Here is a 24,767-nt window from a genome sequence, read left to right on the forward strand (position 1 = left end):
TGTTGATGTGGATAGCGTTTCTAGAATTTTTAGAGTTTATTATAGTTTTGAGTTTAAGTCTTATATTAACATTGGTCGTTTTTTTTCAAGAAAATTATCTGTTTGATATTAAAGAAAGTATTAGTAAGAATAGGTTTTTGTTTATTATTCCAATCATACGTATGTCTCTAGGAGTGTGGATATTATATGTTACAGAAACTACTATAATTGCTGTCTCAAAAGTGACTGCAATTCAATTAATTATTTTACTTCTTTTTTGGGCATGCTCGAAGTATGTACAAAAAACTCGTGAAAATTGGCTAATTACTATAGTTGCTTTTGTTGTTTATGGTGTTGGTACATACATGTATATTCAGTTTGCTTTTAGAGGCTATTAATATATCACCAGAAAAGTTAGTGGTTAGAAAGATGCATTTGTTAAATGTTTGTATGAAGGAAGAGCGAATATAGGCTCTTTTTTCTTTATATATAGGATAGGACATGTATCTAATCCTCGTGGGATAAATCAAAATAGAGAACGGGAAGGAATTATATGAACAAAAAAGAATTAAAATTAAAGCTACTGCAAGGTCTAATTGAAGATTTTTCTGCTATTTAATATTTAGAGGTCCTAAATATTTTTAGTTGTGGGGATGTAATTACAATAAGTTTTATAGAAACATTGTGTAGATTAAAGTAGTTCTCTTTTGCAGAAAGTAATGTTGTAGATGATGATTTTAGTGTCTGTAAAGGGATAGAATTTGGTAGCTTTATGGATAAGAGGCATTATTCGCATAAAAATAAGAGTTTTAATGGTATACAGGAGGGTATTATAATGAAATTCCCAAAAGATGAAGATGGACAAGTATTAAATATATTATATAAACAAGGTATAGATTTTAATAAAAAACATATAGTAGATTTCTTTATTGCAATTCCTGATCAAGGTAATGGAGAAAAAATAATTGGCAGACTACAAGCGCTGGGCTTAAATTGTGAGTTAGATTATAATGAAGAATTTGAAGATTGGACATGTACTTGTTCTAAAGAAATGTTCTTAATTTATGAGGATATCGTAGAGATGCAAAAGGAATTGAATAAACTGGGTGAAGAGTTTGGTGGATATACAGATGGTTGGGGTGCATTTGTGTAATAGCGAATTTAATTATCGTGATAAAATAAATTAGACGGAGTAAAGAAACTATTTATGGAAAGAAGGGCTTATATAAGTTCTTCTTTCTTTGTATATATTAAGATATCTTAGTGGTAGAAAGGTATATGATATGTGGGCGGGGGGCTACCGGTAAAAGCCCGATTGGTAAGGACTAATTAAAGTTTCACTTTATATAGGTTTTGAGAGAGTAAGATATAAGATATATTGTTTGTAGTGAGATCTTGAATGAAGGGAGCGTGTGATAATTGGCAATGACGGATGAACAATTCGAGAATTATCTTGTTATGTATTATGACAAATTAGAAAGTAAACAGCAAAAATTCATTTCGGATTATAATATCTATAACTTTGATGAGTATTGTTATGATCAAGATCGATGTATATTACAGTTTAAAAAAAATGGTCAAGTGTTACTTGAATTTAGTGTTGTTTTTATAGGGTCTTGGTCTGGAAAGAGTAACAGTTGGATGTGGTCTTGGGCTAATGAGAATGTGGCTGATTATGCAAGAAGTAAGTCTAACTGTTTGAAAGATTTACAAAAGATTACAGGAAGTGAGGTTTTTATAAATCCACTTTTTGAATGCGATCAAGAAATGGCGTATGAGCTAGCAGCCTTTTCCGTTGAATATTTAGGATGCAGAAGGAATGTATATGGCACCAGGTGAGAGAAGTGATGTGTTTATAGCTGTTATGTCACCGCATGCATTGTGAGTAGAGCATATGAAAAATATAGATAAGGTAAAATGAATAAGGAGTACAGTTTAATAAATTAATAAAAGGTATCATAGGTCCCCGATGCATGGTGATAAATTTAAAGGAGTGAATTATATTGCTTGAAGTAAAGTTTTACGATTGGAAAAAAAAACGTCCTAAAAAACATTATTTGCTTGTACATGAAATTAGAATTTTTGAGCTAATTTTTTCAAAGAAAGTTAGCGAGTTTGAGATGGGATTAAGAGAGATTGAAAAAGTAACTGTCTTTTGTTTAGCTAACGAAAACACTGATATTTCATATGAAGTGAATAGAGCTTTGGGTGAAATTCGTATATATGTTCCATATGATTTTATGGACTTTTTAGCATTAAATTCAGTTGAAGAGAAATACAAAGAGTTTTGCAAATTAGTACGCCAATATGTTGTCCTTGGACTTGAAGAAAACTCTACTCTTTCATCATCTGTTGTTAAAGGGTATATAGAGGAATCTTTAGATGAAATTGTGAAGCAAAACTATGAAGGAATATTTTTAGTTGGGAAGACACCTAAGAAAAGCCCAAGCCGTAAGAAGATAGCGATATTAAAAGGAATTCATCGTGTTAAAGGTTTCCAGCTACGATGTGAAGTGTATGATGAAAAGGGATTAAAGATTCGAGACCAACTATTGGTGGAAGAGGTAGGGAATGAAATGGTATATTCTAGATTCTTAGGGACATTAAAATGGGAAAGTGAAAATCTAATAGTAGTTCAATCTAAATCCAGTAGTTGGAAAGAAGAAATCTATCTTTAATAACAAGGTTGTATAGTAGAAAGAGGGTTGTAGAGCATAAATGAATTTTTTTCGAAAAAATAAATTAAGTGACATTCAGAAAAAATACTATGAACATTTTGGAGAGCCTAGTCAGATTCTTGAATATACCTGGGGTGAAAGAGGAGCTAAAAGAGTAGAATTAGATAATACCGCTCTAAAAAAAGGAATGCTATACGTTTTAGAATTCCCGAAAAATGAAGATAGGCCAGTATGGACATATGTGACATTAGGGATGTCAGCTGAATATATGACCAATGGTGCTAAAGGAGAATTAATTTGGTTAAATGCAAATCAAAATGAGAAAATAATTGATTTGCTTGCTGGATTAGCACATTATCCATTTATAGATGAGACCTCGTTTGATTATGGGGATACAATTTCTAATGCGGATGCTGAATCTGATTTTTCAATGAATGTGCTTTTAGTAAGCCCGGCAGTTATTGAGGCAGGAGAGTCTCCAGAGCTAATGGAGTTTTTTGAAGAAAAGGAGCTTGATTTATTTTGGTTATTACCTATTCATCAAGCAGAAAAAGAGTATATGATGGAACAAGGAGATGGAGATATTAGTGCGCTCTTTGACCTTTGGCTGGAAAAAGAGATTGATACAGAAACTTTCTGTGATCCACATCGTTTATCTACGGTTTGATAAAAATATTTTAAATAATAATTGTGAGTAAGCATCAAACTTATTAATATTAAGGAAGTTTGATGCTTATTTTTTATGTTTAGAATAAACGAGAGGTTTTTGATATATATGAAAGATATTGTATGTAAAGAATTAATAAGTCTTAAGTCTATTGTTGAAGCCTATCAATTTAAAAAAATGAGTATAATGTTGAAATAGTACTATGGAAAGAAAGCTGAGTGTATTAGAGTGTTTTAAAACAAATTGGATGAATGGTTGAATTTATTATTAGAAGAAGTGGTGCGTGGTTTAGTGTGATAGAAAGAAAAAGAGAGTCTTCAAGGGATATGTATAAGAGAGTAAAGGAGAGAAAATATGTCTTTTTATAAAGAGGAAATAAAAGGGGATAAATTGATTATAAGTGATGAAAGCATTGATATTTTAATGGATGCTTTTCAAAAGATTGAAAAGATATATAATGAAGGGCCTCACAGATTACCAAATCTAAATGAGTTAGAGATAATGTTAAAAAATGCATTAGAAATGCAGAGTGATAGTTTTTCTTTAGAGGAACAAGAAGTAGTAGATTGTAAGTTTAAATTAAAAAAACGTCGCAAAAAATCATTTAAGCCAGGGATAGTTTTTGCGATAAATCTTAAAAATATTAATAAGTATGGGTACGGAATGTTAGTGAAAGGCCAAAATGTTACGCGGCCATATGATGGGGAAACATATATAGAATATTTTTCTTTATTTACAGATGAAAAAATACGAATAAGCGAGTTTAAAAACTATTACAAGAATCAAAAAGAAGTATTATTTACGGCGTATACTGCCTGGTCTGGTTGGTTAGATGGTGATTGGAAAATTATTGGTGGATTGCCAATGGAATTGTTTGATCCGGGGGAGTATAATCTTCCAGATTTTGTGTTTGAGAATAAGAATCAGGGGACTTATTTTGTGAGCCGAGGGAGAGCAGATGGTCCTTTAATCGATTTTGAAATGGTTAGTGAAGAAGAAGGTAAGAAAATTAAAAATCCTTCAGGGATAGCAGGACAATATGTTATAGAAGATTGGTTGGAAGAGAAATATAGCGTTTTATAAAAAAGAATGTTTTTGTGTTGAAGAGATAGCGGATTTTACTTGTATTTGAAAGGAGTAATAATATGGATATGTATGAGCTAGCTACTGGTGTAGATTCAAAAGAAAAATTAGTAGAATTCCTGTTTTATCTTCAAAAAGATTTTAAAGAAAATAAAGATGAGTGGGAGAATATAACGTTAGAAGATTACTTAGAATCATTGGAAGCATGGCTAAATGATTGTGATGGTGCTTTTCAAAATAAAGGTGAAGAGATGCCTAAAAATATATCATGGAATTTCATAGCGACGGTATTACTCGCGGGATCTTATTATGAATAAGTAAAAAAACGAAGAGTCTAAATAGTCCCTTCGTTTTTTTACTTATTTTTTCTCTACTAACTTTTTATTCTTCCAATCTAGTGTGAAAAATTTATTAAATGTTTTTTGATCAACGTCTTTTACGTTGTTTCCAACCCAGTTTGCAGTTCCGAATGTGTAGCCTGGACGAAGTTGGTAGTCGTCGGCGTGTTTTGTATAAGCGACTTGTAAGTTAGATTGATCTGTATTTTTTTCAGAGATAACAACAGCAATCATACCAGGAGAGAAACCGCTATTTGTTAATGCCGGAAGTTGATCCATCGGTATTAAATTACCTTTTGCATCAGATTCATATAAGTATGTGCGAGAGTACATGAACAATTGGTTTCCATATAAAGAATGATAGGAGTCACGTGTGTAAATACCCCAGTTTTGATTGTTATATCCGTTAAAGAATACGTTCCACTTTACGTTTTTGTTCGTTTGGTCAATTAAATTTGTTTTATAACTAGTTTGTTTATAGCTTACAGAGTCAGACCAAGTGACTTGACCAGTTGCACCAGCTTCACCGCTAGGTCCATTAGGCGTTACAGAAGCTTTAACAGAGCCACCAAGTTGATAAGATACACTAGATGTTACAGTCGTTTCTTCTACAGCATTTGTAGGTGCTACGTTAAAGAAACGAGCGCTGTTATCTTGAAGGTTAAATGCAACATCATATTGTGAAGGATAACGTAATGTTGCACTAGCGCCAGGGATTGGGTAGTTATCAATAGGTGCATCACTTATAGTAGGATTTGCTTTTAGAAAACTACCAGTTGTATTAATAACGGCAATCTGTTTATCAGCGCTTGGGTCATCGATAAAAGTTACCTTTAAAGACATTGTCATATTATCAGCTTGATCATTATTAAATGTATTATAGCTCGTATGTGTTTTTGCATTTTGTCCGATATCTGTTACAACTTGTGATGTTGTTTGAGCATAAGCAGCAGGTGTTGAAAGAGTTACAGCGCTACTAGCAAAAACAGCGGATAATGCTAAACATTTTAAGTATGTTTTAGAACGTTTCATACAATCACTTCCTTTTATCTTTGTCGATATATGTCGTATTACATTTATATCGTAACATGAAAATAAAACGGAATGGATGGTTATGCATAATTGCATAGATGAGTTTTGAAGGATAACGATAATAGCATTTTATCAATCCTTATTAAGAAAATTGATGCGGTTTTATTTTACCCCCCTATTTACTGGGTAGTATGACCCCCACCTCAAAATGAAGCGAAAGCAAAGAAGTTAGGTGGGGGATGAATAAATCCCCACTGATTAAAGTTGCATTTCATATATTCCTCCTAATCAACTCTCCAACTTGCGTCGCAACAAACGCAACATCACTATCAATTTCATCCAACACGTAAGACTCTAAAATTCCCATTACAGCTGTTCCTAAAAATTTTAAGACGATATGTTTATCGATGTTTTTATTTACTGATGTGTCTGTATTTAATTTTTTCTCTATTTCATCCATGATGAAAGTTAGTAATTTTTTTTGAAATGATAAGGTGCTGTTACTTCTAAATAGTGCCGCGAAAAATGGTTTGTGTTCTTTGAAGTATTCAAACCATATGATTGTTCCTTCTATAAATTCTTTGTTTTGCTTCTCGTAGCATATTTCTTTTAATTGGTCTAAATGATCGTCCACAATTTTATCTAATAAATTGTACTTATCTAGATAGTGTAAGTAAAACGTTTTTCTTCCGATGTTTGCTTTTTCGGTAATGTTTTTAACTGTAATTTCATCAAATCCATCTGTAATTAACATTTCTATAAATGCCGATTGAATGGCGTTTTGTGATTTTATAATTCTTCTATCGATTTTCTCCATATCGTGTTCCTCCGTTGTTGATACACATATTTCTTTATGTGTGTATTATCACCCAAATGCGTAAATGTGGTCATTGAAACAAGGTTCTACTCATTTTATTATAAATATACACGTGAGTAATAACTCTCACAAGTGTAAAATTAATAATAAGATAAGGGTGGTTTTATATATGGCAGTTACGAAGGAAAATATAAGATTTTATGCAAGAGGTTTACAAGTTGCAGGTATTTTGAACATTCCCGAAGGTACTGAGGAAAAGAAACAAAATCCAGCGATTGTTTGTGTGCATCCAGGTAGTAGCTGTAAAGATCAGACAGCAGGATTGTATGCCGAGAAGTTAGCGGAACAAGGATATGTCACGCTTGCGTTTGATGCGTCATATCAAGGTGAAAGTGAAGGTACACCGAGATATATTGAAGAGCCAGCTGTGCGAGTTGAGGATATTCGCTCAGCAGTAGATTATTTAACTACTCTTCCTTATATAGATGAAGAACGTATCGGTGTCTTAGGGGTTTGTGCAGGCGGTGGTTATGCGGTAAATGCTGCGATGACAGAGCGCCGCATTAAAGCGGTTGGTACAGTTGTTGGTGCAAATATCGGTCGTTTAAATCGTGAGTCTAACACGATTGGTGTGTTAGAGGCAATTGGTAAACAACGTACTGCTGAAGCACGCGGAGCAGAGAAAATGATTACAAATTGGATTCCTAAAAATCAGGAAGAGTTAGCGGCAGCAGGTATGACGGATATAGATATTGTAGAAGCAGTTGAGTATTACACAACGCCGCGAGGTCAAAGTGTGAACTCGCCAAATAAGTTAAACTTTACGAGTATGGGGTCGGTAATTGGTTTTGATGCGTTCCATTTAGCAGATACGTTATTAACGCAGCCGCTGCAAATTATTGTCGGCAGTAAGCAAGGTGCATTTGGTTCTTATAAAGATGGTCATGAGCTTTATGAGAAAGCAGCTTCAGAGAAAAAGGATTTACTTGTTGTGGAAGGTGCGAGTCATTACGATTTATACGACCAACCAGAACCAGTAAGAATTGCAGTTGAAAAATTAACAAGTTTTTATAAAGAGCATTTGTAAAAACAATGTTGATATAAATGGTGCCTATAGTTGTTAGATACAAGTCTAACAACTATAGGTTTTTACTATGATGAGCGAAGCGCTTAATATTTACGTTATAAGTGCATAACAAGTTATAATAGAAGAAATCAATAAGGAGGCTGGCTGTGAAGAATCTTCGTTATCTCAATATATTTACCATATTAATTATATACACACTACTTATGTTTTACATCGGCTGGAACGGATGGGTTTGGCTTCATGCGGTATTTGGCTGGGAATCTTGGGGATATTATGCTTTCATAGTCGCATTTATTTCATATGCGTACATTCTCGTGCAAGTGTTTAAGTTTTTGCCATTTCTGCGAACGATAGGTTCGATTTGGTTTGCGGTCATACAATATGCGCTTATGTTGTTGCCATTAGCTGATATTATGGTCTTTCTTTTACAGTTTTCAGTAGAGAAAGAAGCGGCAATTATTTGGACAGGGGCGGCTGTGATAGTTGCATTTATCTTTATCTTTGCGTATGGAGTATTTAATGCGTATAGTCCGGTAGTAAGAAAGTACGAGGTGCACATACCGAAAAAGGTAGAGGGGCGTAAAAGTTTACGCATTGCGATGGCTTCTGATATGCATTTCGGTAAACTGTCTGGCGTTTCGCATTTAAAAAGACTTGTTCGTCATGTAAATGAGATGGAACCTGATATTATTTTACTGCCAGGTGATATTATCGATGATCATCCAGGTGTGTTCATTCAAAAGAATATGGGACCAATCATGAAACAAATGAAAGCTCCATTAGGCGTATATGGCGTTTTAGGAAACCATGAATATTACGGCAGAGCAGTTCCAGAGTTTTTACAAGAGATGGATAAGATTGATATTCGTATTCTTTTAGATGAAGTGATTACAATTGAAGATGACTTTTATCTCATTGGAAGAAGAGATAAAACAGAGCGAGATCGCCAAAGCTTTGAACAATTAATGAGTACGGTAGATAAATCGATGCCTGTTATCGCAATGGATCACCAGCCATTTGAATTGAAACAAGCAGCAGCGGCAGGTGTAGATTTATTATTATCCGGTCATACGCACCGCGGACAAATGGCGCCCAATCATATTGTAACGAGAAGAATGTACGAGCTAGACTGGGGATACGCACAAAAAGGTGCGTTCCACGCAATTGTTTCTTCTGGATTTGGATTTTGGGGACCCCCGCTTAGACTTGGTAGTAGGTCGGAGATTGTGCAGGTAGAAGTTACGTTTGAATAGGGGTTATGAAATAGAGAGTTGATGGCTCTCTATTTTTTTTAATAAAAACAAATAAAAATAAATATTTATGTTGGTGCTAATTTCATAAAAGAGATACGATTATAAGACTCGATTAAAATAAAGGGGGATTGTAAGTGATCATATCAGATGTACTATACGGAGAATTTGAAGTGGATCAAGTAGTAGAAGAATTAATTTCAAGTAAGTCTATGCAAAGACTAAAGGGAATTCATCAAAATGGCGCAAGTTACTTAGTGAACGAGAAATGGAATGTAACGCGCTTTGATCATTCAGTTGGTGTTATGTTATTAGTTAAAAAACTAGGTGGTTCAGTAGAAGAACAGATTGCTAGTTTACTGCATGACGTATCGCATACTGCCTTTTCCCACGTGATTGATTACGTTTTTGATAATGAAGATGAAAGTTATCATGAAGAGATATTTAGTTCTGTTGTGAAAAACTCAGAAATTCCAGCGATCCTTGCGAAGCATGGTTATAACTATGAAGATATTTTATTAGATGATTCGAAGTGGACATTACTGGAAAGGTCAGCGCCCGAATTATGTGCAGATCGAGTGGATTATACGTTACGAGATATGTATACATACGGATATATTTCTTTAGAAGAGGTTCATAGATTTTTAGAGGATATTATCGCAGTAGAGGGGAAAATGGTCCTTCAAAGTATCGAAATGGCAGAGTGGTTTACAGAAACGTATTACAAAGAAGTAATCGATTTCTTTATGAAACCAATGAATATTTACGGAAATGATATGTTAGTGAAAACGTTAAAGTTAGCTCTTCATAAAAAGGTTATTCATGCAGATGATTTCCTTCTTGAAGATGCTGAGCTTATTTCGAAATTGCAGCAATGTAATGATTCAGAAGTCCATGCTTTATTAAGAAAAGTTCATCCCAATGTAAAAGTAAAAGAAGATAGAGACGATTACGATTTGTATCAGAAAAATAAAGTCCGTCTTATTGATCCTCCGTTACTTCGTGAAGGTGAAGTTATTCCAGCATCTGTTGTGTCAGAAAACATAAGACAGATGAGTGATATTGCTTATGAAAAAGCGGTGAGAGGGATGTATGTGAAAGTGATTTCGAATTAAAAAAGAAGTAGCGCATCGTTTTTAGAGCGCTACTTCTTTTTTATTAATGATCAAACCAATTCCAAATCTCAATATCTCCAAGAGTCGCATAACGTACGTGCGGGGAGTTTTGTAATTTTAATAACTCTTTCGACGGGCCAGTAATGACAATGCCGTATACTTTTACGCCATTCTCTTTTACATATTCATAACGTTTATCTAAGTTTAGTTCTTTCTCAGAAAGCGCTGCTATTTTGCTTACCGTTTTTTTATGGATAGAAAGGACGCGCATCATTTCGGTTACTTTGTCTTCTTGCGTTTTCTGCCCGTCAGTTTCATTATCGAGGAATCTTACATGTTCTGGAAACCCTATAGCTTCTCCGCCATGTAGGATATAGTCATCTACATTTTTTCTTTCTTGTCCTGTATCTAAAGCGTACCATAAAGGAGTTGGAGGGAGTTCTTGTGCCTCGAATGTGCTATATAAAAGCGGTTCTAATTCTTTTAAAGTGTAAGCTTTATCAAAAGAAATTGCTACTTCTGCAACGGTTCCATCATGTACTTTTGCAAGTGTATCCCATACTTTTTTTGATGAATCCTTTAAATAATCACCCTGCTCTGTTTTTGGATGAACAAAGAAGAGTTTTGGTTGATAGAACGGATTTATCCAAGTTCGCTTCGTAACATCTACAGATGATAAGAAGCTTTTTGTTTCTATTGTACCGAGGGGCATTTCTTTTTTACCGACGGTTCGTACTAAATCAAATTGGCTATTCGTACGGAAAAAAGCTTCTACACTTGTTCCGCCTCCCATAACACGGCTATTTGGGATCGTTGCTTCAAGTGCAAGCGAAGGAACCTCTCTAATTTCTTCTAGCCTTTTATCATTATTAGCTTGAAAATAAAAGGCTGATAATACCCCGCCGATTATATAGATAACGATGCAAATTGATAATATAAAACCAAACGTTTGTAAACGATGTTTCCACTTAATTCTCCAAAAAGGAATTTTAAGATTTTTTGGAGGTAACTTTTTCTTAATTGGTTCTGTTTTTGTTAACAGCTCATCTAAGTAAGCTTCACACTCTTCACATGACTCAATATGACTTTCTAACAGTTCTTGTTCATCATGCGTGAGCGTTCCATTTTCATACTTCTTCCATAGTTTTTTAAATTCTGTACAACTCATCCGTATCACTCCTTTATGCTTTTCGTGTCTTTCCGTCCCCTGTGTAATTCAATTTTCACTTTCGCTAATGAGAGACCAGTCATTTCTGCTATTTCCTTATAGGAGAATCCATAGTAATCTCGTAGTAGTAGGACATTTCGTCTTTCGAGCGGAAGAGCGTATAAACTGTCTAACCAACTAGCAATCTCATGTTTTACGAAATATTCATGTTCTGTACTTGGCACGTTTGGTAAATGGAATTCTTCCACTGTAGTTGTTTTATACTTTTTTTCTTTTCGATACCAATCGATAAAGGCATTGTAGGCAATTGTAAATAACCACGGCCTAATTTCTTCTCCTTTATAATAGTCAATATGGACGAGCATTCGGTAAAATGTTTCTTGCATGAGATCTTCCGCATAGTGGGAATCTCCGGTTAGGGAGAGAAGATAGCGAAATAAATCTTGCATATGCTCTGAGTAAATTTCTTCTAATGATTGTTTACGTTTCACTACATTTCCCTCCCTTCATACATAACAACGAAATACATATAAAAAAGTTACAATTTTTTATGGAATTATAGTAAAAAACGTCAAGAATTGGATTGCGTTCTCTTTTATCATAATACATATAAGGCGGGTGAACAGAGATGGAAAGCTATGAAACACAAATTCAAAGGTCAATTGATTATATTGAGGAAGATGTAATGGAAAAACAAACGCTGCGTAATTTAGCGCGGGTTGCAGGTTTTTCTGAGTCTCATTTTCATCGTGTATTTCAGGCGTTAGTAGGTGATACGGTAATGGAGTATGTTCGAAAGAGGAGGTTAGCCCGGGCAGCTTATCAACTTTCTCATACGGATGAAAAAGTTATTGATATCGCGTTTGAACATGGCTTTCAATCTCACGAAACGTTCACGAGAGCCTTTAAAAAATTATTTCAAATGACACCGAGTGAATATCGAAAACAAGAAATCGAAACACCGATGTATTACAGAGTAAATGTAAAGCAAAGAAAATTAAATCCGTATTTAGGAGGCATACAAATGGAATATCGTATTGTAAATAAACCAGAATTTTTAGTGGCGGGTTATGAACTGAAGACGACAAGTAAAGAAGGGAAAAACCATCAAGATATTCCAGCATTTTGGCAAGAATATTTACAAAAAGATCTTGGAACGACGATTCCGAATCGTAAAGATACGAGCCAATGGGTAGAGCTTGGATTATGTACTGATTTTAATTTAGAAACAGGAGACTTCACTTATATTATCGGAATGGAAGTTACAGACTTTGAAAATGTACCAAATGAAATTACAAAGCGTACTTTCCCGGCAGCAACATATGCAGTATTTACAACGCCGAAAGTTCCTCATGAAGAAATGGTATCGTCTATCCACCAAACTTGGAATGCAGTATTCTCAGAATGGTTTCCGCATTCAGGCTATGAACATTGCGGCGTTACAGAGTTTGAATTATACGATGAGCGTTGCCACGAAGATAAGAGTGAGTTTGCACAAGTAGAGCTTTGGATACCGGTGAAGAAAAAATAATAGGGTAAGAGCGAATCATTGGGAGATGGTTCGCTTTTTTTATAAGTGGATTGTTAAATTTGTATTGTTTTATCTGTAATACATATGAAAATGGTAAAATAAAGTAGCAATTAAATATTGCGGGTGGAAGGTTATGCCCTTTCTTCATTTTGTGAAGAAAGGAGGTGTAATCGTATGGAATTTCTTTTGCAAATTTTGTTGGAAATTACAAAAACTATAGCTAGAGAAGGTATAGTTTTTGGATTTAAGAAATTAACGGCAAAAAAGCGCAAAAAGAAGACCACCCGTCTGCCTGCGAAGCGTGGGAAGTCTTCTAAGCGCAAATAAGCTTTAGTTGCAACCTTCCACCTTGCGGTAATTAGTTGCAGTGACGGGGTGTTGGAAGCACCTCGTCTACTTCATTTTATGCAAAACTTAGTTAGTTTATACTTCTATTTATAGTATAACAGTTTAGAAATGTATTTGTTAATAGTTTTATTTTTACTTTTACTTTGTATAGTAGGGAAGTAGGTTAGTATTGTCGGTTTTTGTCGGTAAGTCGATATATCTAGAAAATCGCTGATATAATTCGAGTTGCGCCGATATAATTTCATATACCGATAAAACACCTCAAAAAAACGATCCACATAATTTCAATTACTGTAAAATCATCCCAGAAAAGAAAAAAGACGCCACATAGCGTCTTTCCTACGAACGAAACGGAAATACAAGAATAATCGTCGTTCCTTTTCCGAGTGCACTATCAACGGAAATTGTTCCGTTATGAGCATGAACGAGCTGTTTTGTAATGGCTAGGCCAAGTCCAGTTCCGATGTTGCTTTCTTCTGTGTTTGTTCCGCGGTAATATCGTTCAAATAGAAGTTCTTTCGTTTTTTCATCCATTCCTTTTCCATCATCTGAAATGGAGAGTGTAAAGGAATTAGCGTTTTGTGATAGTTTTACGATGACAGTAGTTGTTTCATTATTATGTTTTACAGCATTTACGAGTAAGTTTTCGATAATACGCTGGAACCATTTTTCTTCAATGAAATATTGAATTTTATTTGAGCTCGGTACGAATTCAATATTTTGATTTTGGAGTGTTGGATTGTTAATAAATTGCAATAACACTTTTTGAACGAACTGATTGATTTCAACGTTTACGTGTTGGGCAGGAAGGCTGTTATTTTTTAATTGATACGTTAAGCTTAAATCATCAATTAATGTTGTCATATATTGAGATTTCTCTTTCATAACACTACCAAATTGCTGAATATCACGATCAGTCCAGTTATATTGATTCGATTCGAGTAATAATGCGTAGCCATATATAGAGCTAAGTGGTGTTTTTAAGTCGTGTGTTAGACCGGTAATCCATTCTTCTCGTGTTTGCTGGAGGACTTGCCTCATCGCATCATTTTTTTTGAGTGTAATAGAAAGGTGTTCTAGTGAACTTGTTACATCTCTAAACAAACGGAATGACCATTTTTCTTTACCAGATCGCCGGAACCTGACGGGTTTTCCTTTTTTACTAATAGGTTCTTCATACTTTCCACCAGCGATATTTTTAAGCCAGCGCATCGCATGTAATAACGGTTTCCCGAATTTATTACCGTACCAAATAGAAAGAATGACTAAATAAACAAATACGATAAGAAGGATTAATCCACATCCGATGAGAAACTTCTTAGTAAATACATCTTCAATTTCGTCACCTGGATAGTAGTGCTCATTTTTTGCAGTTACAACGAGAAGGTTGCCACTATTTGCATCGTAAAAGCTAGACGTATTTTCTTTATGATTCCACGGTTCTTTTTCATTAAGGGCGATTTGTATTGCTGAAAATGTTTTTTTCTTTCCAGCTGGATAGGCAAAAACCTCTTCGCCATTTTGATTAAATATTTGAAGTGCTGCTTTTTCTTTAGACAGTAACTGTTTTTCTTGATCTGTTAATGTGAACGAATCCATCGTTAAAGAGGAGTGATCCTTTTGAATTGCTGTCAGTAACGCATTGCTTTTTAACATACCACCATAAATAACAAGTACTTTCTTTTCTTCTAATTCAATTTCCCAATATGTAAATTTATAATTACTTTCGATATGATGTTGTATATATGCGACTAAAGATGTCTTCGTATAAGCATTCGGAACATCATTTGGTGTATTAAAGTGGTAGAGGATTTTTCCGTTTTCATCTACAACTTGGAGCCAATCATTTTTCTCCTTTATTAAATCTTGCACTTCAGATTGTAACGAAATATGCCCATCTTCTGAAGAGATGTATCTTGAAATTGTAAAACTATCAGAATCTGGAATGTTAGGTTCGTATAAAGTACTAGTAAGAAGAAAAATTAAATAAGTAAAAGCAGCAACTACAGCGATAAGTAATGTAACTAAAACAAAAACGTGTTGCATGATAAATTGAATAATAAGTCGTTTATTAAAATTCATATCGTCACCCTACTTTGTAACGAACTTATAACCAAGCCCGCGAACGGTTTTTATATATTCTGGTTTACTTGGATCATGTTCAATTTTTTCACGTAGTTTTCGAATGTGGACCATAACAGTGTTGTCATCGCCATTATAGGCAGGTGCTCCCCAAACTTTTTCGTATATTTCCTCTTTCGAAAATACGTAGTTCGGATTCTCGCAAAAGAAGAGTAGTAGTTGAAAGAGTTGAGCGGAGCATTCGACAATGTGCCCATCTACTGTTAGTTCTGCAGAGTGCTGATCAATTTCAAATCTTCCAAATGAAATCGAGTGTGATTTTTGTTCGTGTGGTACGGTTTGTTTCATATGTCTCCGAAGCTGTGCTTTCATGCGTGCTACTACTTCTAATGGATTAAATGGTTTCGTAATATAATCATCTGCACCGTATGAAAATCCGGATATTTTATCTAAATCAGATGCTTTTGCTGATAGGAAGAAAATTGGACAATCTGTTTGTTGGCGAATGATTGGACAAATATCAAAACCAGATTGTCCAGGAAGCATTACATCTAAAATAATTAAATCGTAATTGTTTTGCTTAGTTAGAGATAAAGCCATTTCAGCTGATGTTGCAGTTGTAATATGAGAAAAGCCTTCTTTTTCAAGAATGGTAGTTAGTAATTGTAAAATTGCTGTTTCATCATCAACGAGTAAAATATTTGCTTGGTACATAAACATCCCTCCTAATTTTCTCGAATATCATATCATCATTTTGTAACTTATGGAATTTTTAAGGAAATTTTAAGGTTTTCTTTCGCAAAAAATTAAGAATCAAATGATATGATAAAAGTAACATAGGGGAGGAGATGAGTGTGAACCCGTTTCAAGTGATGCGAGCTAGATATTTTTTAATTGTATTTGCACTATTAATTTTAATAGCGAGAAGTAGTGGCGATTTGCTAACAAGTATATTTCATATACAAAATTCTTCTTTTATAAATATCCTTATATTCTATATTCTTCCGGTCGTATGGATTTCTTATGAGTATAGAAAGCACCACATTTCATTTTCATTATTTGTTAATAAAAATGAAACATTTAACTTGGTACAAGTTTTATACATTACGGTTATGTTATGCATGTTTAGTTACGGGTATCTTATTTTGTATATGTATAGTTTTGCATGGATTACACCGGACTTTATTATGAACGCCCTGCATGAACCAATTGTAGATAGTACTGGGGGATATGTATCTCAAGTCATTAGGGTCGTATTCATCGCACCAATTATCGGGGAATTTGTTTTTCGCGGATTTTTACTTCAACGTTTTGCAACAAAATGGGGAACGAGCATAGCGACCATCGTTGTAGCAATATTGTTTGCGTTGTTACATGTTGATTTCCTCGGTGCAGCCATATTCAGCATCGTATTGTCAATCGTATATATTCGTACGAAAAGTTTACTCATGCCAATTGCAATACATATGTTAAACAATGCATTTGTAATAGGTGCGTCTTTTCTAATAAGTAGAGAAAAAATTATGAGTTTTGCCGATTTCTCAAGTTATACGACATTCTTTCCTGGACTTATTATTTTTATAACAGGATTAAACTTAGTACTTATCTTTTTATTTGTTAATCGCAAATATTGGAGTAAAGAAGTGCCAGTTATATATGCAGTGCAGAAAAAGAGCTTTTCAGATGTAGTCGGGAGTAAATAAGATGAAGAAGACGGTTGAAAAAATATTAAAAGACATTATAGATTCTACGTCTATTACAGATATGTGTGATAAAAGCGTTTGTCATTGGCTTCAACCTGTAGTAGATACGATTGTGTTTCCAGAGTATTACGTATTTTCTAGTACTCATTTAAAAGAAAATATTATTTCTCTTCTTATTGTGTTCGGGGTTTTACTAATATTTGGTCTAATTGTAGAAGAAATGATGAAGCGCATCTTCAAAAAGAATGAAGAGAAGTATATGTGGATTCATAAAGTATTCGAGAAAGTAATGGTGGCTTTCCTTTTGTTTTATGGTATGAAAACAATCATTTACTTTATAGCTTTGAAACATCATTAATTCGAAATTTGAAAGGGATGTATAAAATTATATGAATGAAACGATATCATCAAATAAGTTTTTTTATTTGATTTTACTTAGTCTAGTGTTAATAACGACAGTGAATGTTATTTTGCGCTGGGAGGAAGCTTACTTTTTCATGTATTTAGCGCTCCATTTGTTGGGGATTTTATGTATAAGTGGTGGAGTCGTTACTGAAAAAAAGAATGAAGAAAGCGTTAACTATATGTGTGTGATCGGTCTTGTTTTACTTTTAGCTGTACAGGGTATTATGAAATATAGTTCTTTCTCTTTACAAGATTTTAGTTTATTAATAGATGTACTTCCTTAAAGAGGCTTTTTATGTTATCTAAAAAGCAAGTAGGGTACGTGTTGGTTTGTAAGTGTGATCCTTATTACGGATTGTGAACCGAAGAAAATGTTTAAAGATAGGTAAAACTCTTCTTATGTAGAAGAGTTTTTTTATGTAAATAAAAAGATTCAGAGCAATTCACATAATAAGCTTGTTCTAATTTAGCGTGTACGAACTTACAATAATAATAGACAGGCAGCATAGAGGAGGGAATAGCGTGAGGAAGGTTATTGGTTGGTCGCTTTTTTTGTACGTTGGATTTGCGTTACTTATATATTGGTATTTATTTGGATGGAATCATGAACTTATTCCGGACATGTATAAGGGAACGAGTGCAGATCCAGAAACGTTTATGAGTGCTAGAGAGCTTACGCTAAGCCAAGATTATTCGCGCGTGAAAAATTTACTATACTTTTTAGCGACGCCTCTTGAATGGATTATTTTATTATTTGTACTTGTGCTAGGTATTTCAAGAAAGTTTGAGAAATGGTCGAAGGAAACGACTAAAATAAGTGTTTTGCAAGTTGCGATTTATTTCTTTTATTTATCATTACTGACAACAGTGCTTGCCTTACCGATGCAATGGATTGGCCGGAAAGTGTCCGTTGATTACGGCATTTCAACGCAAAGTACACAAAGCTGGATAAAAGATCATGTTATCGGTTTTTGGGAAAGTTATGCGACTATGTTAATCGTAGTTACCGTTCTATTATGGCTTATCCGTAAATTTCCGAAGAGATGGTGGCTCGCAGGATGGGCACTCTCTGTTCCATTTACAATCTTTTTAACATTCATACAGCCTGTCGTTATTGATCCGCTTTATAACGACTTCTCGACGCTGAAAAATAAAGAATTAGAAACGAAAATTTTAGCGATAGCAGACAAAGCGGACATTCCTGCTAAACACGTATATGAAGTAAATATGTCAGAAAAAACGAATGCATTAAATGCTTACGTAACAGGAATTGGCCCTAACGCCCGTATTGTAATGTGGGATACAACGCTTAAGCAGTTAAAAGATAAAGAGATTTTATTTATCATGGCCCATGAAATGGGGCATTATGTTATGAAGCATATATATTTTGGCGTTGCAAGTTATGTATTGCTATCGTTTATAGGTATGTTTTTAATTAGTCGTATTATAAATATGTGTATTCGCAAATGGGGAGATACATTGCAAATTTCAAAAGTGGCATGTTTCTCCATTTTACCTTTATTTTTCTTAATTTCTTCTATACTCTCATTTGCAGTACAACCAGCAACAAACTATGTTTCACGTATAGAAGAAAGAGCGGCAGATCAATATGCTTTAAATATGACGAAGGACGGAAAATCTGGTGTGAAAACTTTTCAATATTTATCAAAAACAAGTTTAAGCCAAGTGAATCCGCCTGCGTTAGTGAAATTTTTCTTATACACGCACCCACCAATTTTTGAAAGAATTCATACGTTTGAACAATATGAGAAACAAAGAAAAAAGGAGTAGCTATTATGCTACTTTTTTTTATAGAGATATAAGTTTCATATTGGGAATATTTATCATTGCTTTTTATTGCGATTTTGTAAATAATAAGCTATAAAATTCTAAAAATCTATATATAAAGGAATAAAGGTGAAAAAATGTATTTTTTACAAAATTTAAAAGTGAAATATAAATTATTAGCGCTTATTTCATTAGCAGTTTTAGGTATGGTAATTATAAGCAGTGTAGCAATTCATTCTATTAATAAGATTAAGCACGATACAGAGGTTGTAGTAGATGATTATCAATATTCTGCAATTTTATTAGAAGGAATGCTTCGCACACAAAATTCACTAGAATATAACTTATTAGAGTTAATTACGGCATCACAAAATGAAGTGGCAAATAAAGAGGGAATAATTAATAATATTGAAAAGGATCTTAAAAAATATGATTCTTTATTAAAAGAATATGATGATGGTTTTAATTTAAGTAAGCAAGAGGATGAACTGTTTCAGAAGATGAAGAAATCTTTACCAAGTTATAAAGATACATATAAGAAATTATTTGAAAAGGCGAAGGCAACAAACGAGCCGCAAATGGTAAATGAATTTCAGAAGGAATTAAAACCGAAGGGAATAGAGTTAGCTGGTTATGCAGTGGATTTAGAATCGTATGTTTCAAATTTAGCTGACCAAGTATTTAAAGATTCGCAAAAAATGATTGATCGTTCCGTTATTACCTTTATCATTCTTGTAGTAGTTACTACAATCGTTATATGTATAGTAAGTTATATTATTAGCAAGCTTATAGTTGCTCCTTTACAAACGGTTAGTCGTATGATGGAAAGAGCGAAAGAAGGAGATTTAACTGTACATGGTGATTATACTGCTAAGGATGAATTAGGTGTATTAGTAAGTAATTTTAATGAGATGATTGCAGGGCTAAGAACAAATATGCAAGAAGTAGAGAATAATATTCAGCTTCTATTCCAATATGCAGACGGAGTAGCATCTGCGTCAGAAGTATCTAGTAGTGCAGCCAAAAAAATCACTATGGATATTGAAGAAGTCGCAAATGGTGCAGAGAGTCAAATGCAAGCAATGGAACAAACTGCGGGTGCGATGGAAGAGTTGACACAAGGAATGCAGAGTATAGTCAATACATCATCCTCTGTAAATGAATTATCTGCTCAATCAGCATTAGATGCAGAGAGTGGTAACAAATTAATGAAACAAATGATTCAACAGATGGATACAATCCAAAATTCGGTACATAGCGGTGTGAAACAAGTAGAGACTATGAAAGAACAATCAGAAGAAATTGTTAAAATCATTGATGTTATGCAAGGTATTACCTCCCAGATTAACTTATTAGCATTAAACGCCGCAATTGAGGCTGCACGTGCTGGTGAAAGTGGTAGAGGATTTGCAATTGTGGCAGATGAAGTGCGGAAATTAGCAGAACAATCTAGTGATTCTGCAAAACAAATTGAGAATCTTATTACTCAAGTTATGGGAACAACGAACCATACGGTACATATGATGGGGAAAGTAGATAATGAGGTACAGGCAGGTACACAAGTAGTAATGCATACAGAAAAAGTATTTGGAACAATTACAGAAAAAGTACAGCAAGTATCTGAGCAAATTCAAACGGTATCTATGTCTACAGATGAAATTGCAGCGAGTAGTGAGGAAATCTCGGCTTCTGCAGAAGACATGGCTCAAATTTCTCAAAGATCATCTGACCGAACTGATAGGGTAAAAGAGTCTATTCAACAGCAAGAAAAATCTGTTCAAGAGATTTCGATTTCAATTGAACATATGCATAACGCAGCAGGAAAACTAAAACAAATAGTTGCCCAATTTACTCTTCAAAAGTAGTAGCATATTTGAGTGTTAATAAAGATAAAAAAATCATCCTCTTTTAAGAAAAAAGAGGATGATTTTTTTATCTCGTTATTTGCTGGGCAGTAAGACCCCCACCTCAAAATTCAGCGAAAACGAGTTATCAGTGAAGGGGAATGCTACCTCTGAAATATAAGCCATGAATATAGTAGCCTCCACTAGGTATCTCCTTTAGGTGCCAATAAAGGGAAGTTATAAAGTGAAAAGGAGTTTATAAAGAGATTGTAGAATGTTTTAATATATAACACCTTAGATGTGAAAACTTCCTTTTTGAAAAAGAAAGAAGGGAGTATAAAGCAGAAAGGTAGTGGAAATATTTCTTCTAGAAGATTTACATTTTATCTTACATTCACCAAAAAATAATACTCCTGAAACAATGAAGTTCATTTTATTTGAATGAACTAGGGAGAGAGGACAATGAAGAAAAAAATATTGGGTGTAATGATGATTGCGACAATGGCAGGAGGTATATTTGCAGGGACGAATGTGACGCCTGTAAAAGCGGAAGAGTATCCACAAATGATTGTGTTTGAAGATGTTCCATACGGATTTTGGGCATATGATGCTATTATGGACTTAGCATATCATAAAATTATATTAGGGTATGGAAACGGGAAGTATGGTGTTGGCGATCTTATAACACGTGAACAAGTAGCTGGGACTATTTACAGAACACTTGAGATAAAAGAAGAAGGGCCAGTAGCGAATCCATATAAAGATGTTTCTGATAGTACAACAACTTTTAAAAAGGAAATTTTGGCGTTAACAAAACGTGGTGTTTTTTCAGGGGATGGCCAAGGGAATTTTAGGCCGAAAGCACCAATCTCTAGAGCGGAAATGGCTGTCATTTTAAAACGAGCATTTCATTTTGAAACGAAACAAAAACATACATTTAAAGATATTCCAAAAGGCCACTGGGCAGAAGATGCAATTAGTGCGTTACAATCTAATAATGTTGTGAGAGGAACTGGGAATGACATGTATGAATTAAATCGCCCTGTACCTAGAGAACAATATGCTCAGTTTATTAATAATGCGATTATTAATTATCATTTGAAAGAGGATTGGAAGTAGAGTGAAATATGAAAGCACAAATAGAAATATTTGTGCTTTTTTGTTTGTTTAAAAAAGAATTATTATTCGTATTTATGTATTTTTATGGTTATACACAAGCTTTATAATCAACCCGATGAAAAAGACATGATGTTTAATATGATTCACAAAACCGTCACGAAATGTGTCGAAAAATATATTGTCACTATACCATTTATTCTGTATATTTTTAAAAAAACATATACATATTGGGGAGATAATTTGATGAGCAAAAAATTATTAAAAACAGCTACAGCATTAACAATTATGGGTGGGGTGTTATTCTCAGCAGAGAGTAACAGTGTAAAAGCGGAAAGTGCACCGTTGCAAAAAACAAATACAATTGTATTTAAAGATGTACCACAAGGGCATTGGGCGTATGAGGCAATTCATGAATTAGCGGAACAAGAAATTATTTTAGGATATGGCGATGGAATATTCGGTTTTGGGGATAATGTAACACGTGAGCAAGTTGCAGCTTTAATTTACCGTGTGTTTGATATGGAAGAACAAGATGAATATGAAAACCCATATGGAGATATTGATGAAAATTCAACAAGCTTTATCGAGGAGATATTGGCTTTAACGGAAATGGGAATTTTCCAGGGAGACGAGAATGGAAACTTTAGACCGAAGGCGACGTTAACGCGTGCGGAAATGGCACAAGTTCTTACGAATGCTTTTGACTTACAGGCAAAGGGATCTCATAACTTTAATGATGTTTCAACAAATTCATGGGCAACGAATGCAATTAGTGCAGTACAAACAAATGGTATTACAATGGGAATCGGAGAAGGTAAATTCGGTCCGTCTATGAAGGTAACGAGAGAACAATACGCACAGTTTTTACATAGAGCAATATTGCATGATATGGAACAAGGGCAGTAATAAAGTTTAACTAGTCAAAGTGAAATTTAAAAATAATACAAAAAGGTCGTTGTTGTATAACAGCGGCCTTTTTTGTATGAAATAAAGCGCGAAAGAATGGCGTTTTGAAAAAAAATGAAATGAATTTTCAAAAAAAACTTCCTTTTCTGAAGATTTGTTATATAATATAAAACATGAAATCAAATCTGTTATAAAACAGTTTAAGAAGGGGATGCTAATATGTCGACGCAAACTTCACGGGTTACACTCGTTGGAGAAATGTTACCAGCGTACAACGAAATATTGACACCTGAGGTGCTTAGTTTTTTGAAGGAACTACATGAGAATTTTAATGAGCGCCGCATAGAACTTTTACAAAAACGTGTAGAAAAACAAAAGAGAATTGATGCAGGGGAGTTTCCGAAGTTTCTAGAAGAAACAAAACACATACGTGAAGCGGATTGGACAATTGCCAAGCTGCCAAAAGACTTAGAGGATCGCCGCGTAGAGATTACTGGACCGGTAGATAGAAAGATGGTCATTAACGCTTTAAATTCAGGAGCGCATCTTTTTATGGCGGATTTTGAAGATTCGAATGCACCAACTTGGGAAAACGCAGTTGAAGGGCAAATCAATTTACGAGATGCAGTAAAGGGAACGATTTCACATGAAAATGATAAAGGGAAAGAATATAGATTAAATGAGAAAACAGCTGTACTCATTGTACGTCCAAGAGGATGGCATTTAGAGGAAAAGCATATGCAAGTTGATGGGAAAAATATGTCGGGTAGTTTAGTAGATTTCGGCTTGTATTTTTTCCATAATGCGAAAGCTCTTTTAGCAAAAGGGAGCGGCCCATACTTTTACTTACCGAAAATGGAAAGTTATTTAGAAGCGAGATTATGGAATGATGTATTCGTATTTGCTCAAAAATATATCGGCATTCCAAACGGAACGATTAAAGCAACTGTGTTACTAGAAACGATTCACGCTTCGTTTGAAATGGATGAAATTTTATATGAGCTAAAAGATCATTCTGCTGGCTTAAATTGCGGAAGATGGGATTATATTTTTAGCTTTTTAAAGAGTTTCCGTAATCATAATAAATTCTTACTACCAGATAGAGCACAAGTCACGATGACGGCGCCATTTATGCGTTCGTATTCTTTGAAAGTAATTCAAACATGTCACCGCCGTAATGCATCAGCAATTGGAGGAATGGCGGCACAAATTCCGATTAAAAATAATCCAGAAGCAAATGAAGCAGCTTTTGAAAAAGTGCGTGCTGATAAGGAACGCGAAGCTTTAGACGGTCATGACGGGACTTGGGTTGCCCACCCTGGACTTGTACCGGTTGCAATGGAAGTGTTTAATCACATTATGAAAACACCAAATCAAATTTTTAGAAAACGTGAAGAAATATGTGTAACAGAAAACGATTTACTAGAGGTACCGGTGGGAACGATTACAGAAGAGGGCCTTCGCATGAATATTAGCGTAGGTATTCAATATATTGCATCTTGGTTAAGCGGACGGGGAGCAGCACCCATTTATAACTTAATGGAAGATGCGGCAACAGCTGAAATTTCAAGAGCACAAGTATGGCAATGGATTCGTCATGAAGGTGGAAAACTAAATGATGGTCGTAATATTACGCTTGAATTAATGGAAGAGCTAAAAGAAGAAGAATTAGCAAAAATAGAAAGAGAGATTGGTAAGGAAGCCTTTAAGAAAGGGAGATTCCAAGAGGCGACAACGTTGTTTACAGATCTCGTTCGAAATGATGAATTCGTACCATTTTTAACATTACCGGGTTATGAAATTTTATAAAAAATGAAAAGGGGATGG

General features: G+C 34.4%; 25 protein-coding genes and 2 pseudogenes. 21 read left to right on the plus strand and 6 right to left on the minus strand.

The genetic code is table 11. The features are described 5' to 3' along the window. Nucleotides 1-5: 5 nt before the first annotated feature. From ACTFN4_RS26885 to ACTFN4_RS26915, 7 genes and pseudogenes are all read left to right on the plus strand, one after another. Nucleotides 6-377 carry a hypothetical protein gene (locus ACTFN4_RS26885; protein WP_074553938.1) on the plus strand — a complete coding sequence of 124 codons (372 nt, stop codon included), beginning with the start codon at nt 6-8 and terminating at the stop codon, nt 375-377. A gap of 437 nt (nt 378-814) precedes the next feature. Then, on the plus strand, nt 815-1,132 hold the full coding sequence (locus tag ACTFN4_RS26890; RefSeq protein WP_059304025.1) for a ribonuclease E inhibitor RraB: 318 nt from the start codon (nt 815-817) through the stop codon (nt 1,130-1,132). A gap of 266 nt (nt 1,133-1,398) precedes the next feature. Next, nucleotides 1,399-1,864, plus strand: a pseudogene (locus ACTFN4_RS26895) (DUF6882 domain-containing protein). A gap of 118 nt (nt 1,865-1,982) precedes the next feature. After that, on the plus strand, nt 1,983-2,657 hold the full coding sequence (locus ACTFN4_RS26900; RefSeq protein ID WP_211477957.1) for a hypothetical protein: 675 nt from the start codon (nt 1,983-1,985) through the stop codon (nt 2,655-2,657). Between the two features lie 40 nt (nt 2,658-2,697). Then, a complete protein-coding gene (locus ACTFN4_RS26905) occupies nt 2,698-3,324 on the plus strand; it encodes a suppressor of fused domain protein (protein ID WP_001008994.1) in 627 nt (208 codons plus the stop codon). Nucleotides 3,325-3,678: 354 nt separating this feature from the next. Next, the gene (locus tag ACTFN4_RS26910; RefSeq protein ID WP_439963083.1) at nt 3,679-4,407 is read left to right on the plus strand and encodes an Imm26 family immunity protein; all 729 of its coding nucleotides are present in this window, start codon (nt 3,679-3,681) and stop codon (nt 4,405-4,407) included. A 62-nt stretch (nt 4,408-4,469) separates the two neighbouring features. Further along, entirely contained in the window at nt 4,470-4,724 is a 255-nt protein-coding gene (locus ACTFN4_RS26915; protein ID WP_088867684.1) for a DUF7660 family protein, read from the plus strand. A gap of 42 nt (nt 4,725-4,766) precedes the next feature. Here ACTFN4_RS26915 and cytK2 read toward each other — a convergent pair whose 3' ends face one another. Together cytK2 and ACTFN4_RS26925 are read right to left on the minus strand one after the other, a co-directional pair. Continuing rightward, nucleotides 4,767-5,777 carry a beta-channel forming cytolysin CytK2 gene (cytK2, locus tag ACTFN4_RS26920; RefSeq protein ID WP_439963084.1) on the minus strand — a complete coding sequence of 337 codons (1,011 nt, stop codon included), beginning with the start codon at nt 5,775-5,777 and terminating at the stop codon, nt 4,767-4,769. Nucleotides 5,778-6,048: 271 nt separating this feature from the next. Continuing rightward, the gene (locus tag ACTFN4_RS26925; protein ID WP_439963085.1) at nt 6,049-6,594 is read right to left on the minus strand and encodes a TetR/AcrR family transcriptional regulator; all 546 of its coding nucleotides are present in this window, start codon (nt 6,592-6,594) and stop codon (nt 6,049-6,051) included. A gap of 169 nt (nt 6,595-6,763) precedes the next feature. Here ACTFN4_RS26925 and ACTFN4_RS26930 point away from each other — a divergent pair, with 169 nt between their 5' ends. The 3 genes from ACTFN4_RS26930 (at nt 6,764) to ACTFN4_RS26940 (ending at nt 10,046) form a co-directional block, all read left to right on the plus strand. Beyond that, entirely contained in the window at nt 6,764-7,681 is a 918-nt protein-coding gene (locus ACTFN4_RS26930) for an alpha/beta hydrolase (protein ID WP_439963086.1), read from the plus strand. 146 nt (nt 7,682-7,827) lie between these two features. Continuing rightward, nucleotides 7,828-8,934 (plus strand): metallophosphoesterase, encoded by a 1,107-nt coding sequence (locus ACTFN4_RS26935; protein ID WP_000793729.1) that lies wholly within the window; start codon nt 7,828-7,830, stop codon nt 8,932-8,934. Nucleotides 8,935-9,068: 134 nt separating this feature from the next. After that, nucleotides 9,069-10,046: an HD domain-containing protein gene (locus tag ACTFN4_RS26940; RefSeq protein ID WP_000587075.1), complete on the plus strand. Its 978-nt coding sequence runs from the start codon at nt 9,069-9,071 to the stop codon at nt 10,044-10,046. 43 nt (nt 10,047-10,089) lie between these two features. Here ACTFN4_RS26940 and ACTFN4_RS26945 read toward each other — a convergent pair whose 3' ends face one another. Both ACTFN4_RS26945 and ACTFN4_RS26950 read right to left on the minus strand, forming a co-directional pair. Next, nucleotides 10,090-11,214: an anti-sigma factor gene (locus ACTFN4_RS26945; RefSeq protein WP_439963087.1), complete on the minus strand. Its 1,125-nt coding sequence runs from the start codon at nt 11,212-11,214 to the stop codon at nt 10,090-10,092. A gap of 5 nt (nt 11,215-11,219) precedes the next feature. After that, nucleotides 11,220-11,705 (minus strand): RNA polymerase sigma factor, encoded by a 486-nt coding sequence (locus ACTFN4_RS26950; protein WP_000824008.1) that lies wholly within the window; start codon nt 11,703-11,705, stop codon nt 11,220-11,222. 137 nt (nt 11,706-11,842) lie between these two features. Between ACTFN4_RS26950 and ACTFN4_RS26955 the strand changes: the two genes are divergently transcribed. Further along, complete coding sequence (locus tag ACTFN4_RS26955) at nt 11,843-12,745, plus strand: AraC family transcriptional regulator (protein ID WP_000446856.1); 903 nt, start codon at nt 11,843-11,845, stop codon at nt 12,743-12,745. Nucleotides 12,746-12,919: 174 nt separating this feature from the next. Beyond that, complete coding sequence (locus tag ACTFN4_RS26960) at nt 12,920-13,072, plus strand: hypothetical protein (RefSeq protein ID WP_000394943.1); 153 nt, start codon at nt 12,920-12,922, stop codon at nt 13,070-13,072. A gap of 360 nt (nt 13,073-13,432) precedes the next feature. On the opposite strand, the gene ACTFN4_RS26965 is transcribed toward ACTFN4_RS26960, so the two are convergent. Then, complete coding sequence (locus ACTFN4_RS26965) at nt 13,433-15,175, minus strand: sensor histidine kinase (RefSeq protein ID WP_001010450.1); 1,743 nt, start codon at nt 15,173-15,175, stop codon at nt 13,433-13,435. A gap of 9 nt (nt 15,176-15,184) precedes the next feature. Further along, entirely contained in the window at nt 15,185-15,889 is a 705-nt protein-coding gene (locus tag ACTFN4_RS26970) for a response regulator transcription factor (RefSeq protein WP_000283871.1), read from the minus strand. Nucleotides 15,890-16,029: 140 nt separating this feature from the next. On the opposite strand from ACTFN4_RS26970, the gene ACTFN4_RS26975 reads away from it, so the two are divergent. From ACTFN4_RS26975 to aceB, 9 genes and pseudogenes are all read left to right on the plus strand, one after another. Beyond that, nucleotides 16,030-16,878: a lysostaphin resistance A-like protein gene (locus ACTFN4_RS26975; RefSeq protein ID WP_439963088.1), complete on the plus strand. Its 849-nt coding sequence runs from the start codon at nt 16,030-16,032 to the stop codon at nt 16,876-16,878. A 1-nt stretch (nt 16,879) separates the two neighbouring features. After that, complete coding sequence (locus ACTFN4_RS26980; RefSeq protein ID WP_000754338.1) at nt 16,880-17,236, plus strand: hypothetical protein; 357 nt, start codon at nt 16,880-16,882, stop codon at nt 17,234-17,236. Nucleotides 17,237-17,267: 31 nt separating this feature from the next. Beyond that, a complete protein-coding gene (locus ACTFN4_RS26985) occupies nt 17,268-17,567 on the plus strand; it encodes a DUF2101 family protein (RefSeq protein ID WP_001006050.1) in 300 nt (99 codons plus the stop codon). A gap of 238 nt (nt 17,568-17,805) precedes the next feature. Then, nucleotides 17,806-19,074, plus strand: coding sequence for a M48 family metallopeptidase (locus tag ACTFN4_RS26990; RefSeq protein WP_001233316.1), 1,269 nt, complete (start codon nt 17,806-17,808; stop codon nt 19,072-19,074). A 134-nt stretch (nt 19,075-19,208) separates the two neighbouring features. Further along, a pseudogene (locus ACTFN4_RS26995) lies at nt 19,209-19,988 on the plus strand (MCP four helix bundle domain-containing protein); the annotation flags it as partial. Nucleotides 19,989-20,144: 156 nt separating this feature from the next. Continuing rightward, complete coding sequence (locus ACTFN4_RS27000) at nt 20,145-20,936, plus strand: methyl-accepting chemotaxis protein (RefSeq protein ID WP_407543961.1); 792 nt, start codon at nt 20,145-20,147, stop codon at nt 20,934-20,936. Between the two features lie 441 nt (nt 20,937-21,377). After that, a complete protein-coding gene (locus ACTFN4_RS27005) occupies nt 21,378-22,034 on the plus strand; it encodes an S-layer homology domain-containing protein (RefSeq protein ID WP_000727102.1) in 657 nt (218 codons plus the stop codon). Between the two features lie 138 nt (nt 22,035-22,172). Continuing rightward, nucleotides 22,173-22,940 (plus strand): S-layer homology domain-containing protein, encoded by a 768-nt coding sequence (locus tag ACTFN4_RS27010; protein ID WP_127063856.1) that lies wholly within the window; start codon nt 22,173-22,175, stop codon nt 22,938-22,940. Nucleotides 22,941-23,159: 219 nt separating this feature from the next. After that, entirely contained in the window at nt 23,160-24,749 is a 1,590-nt protein-coding gene (gene aceB, locus ACTFN4_RS27015; protein ID WP_439963089.1) for a malate synthase A, read from the plus strand. The last annotated feature ends 18 nt before the right edge of the window (nt 24,750-24,767 follow it).

This window comes from Bacillus cereus group sp. MYBK95-2 (genome assembly GCF_051915225.1).
GTDB lineage: Bacteria > Bacillota > Bacilli > Bacillales > Bacillaceae_G > Bacillus_A > Bacillus_A cereus.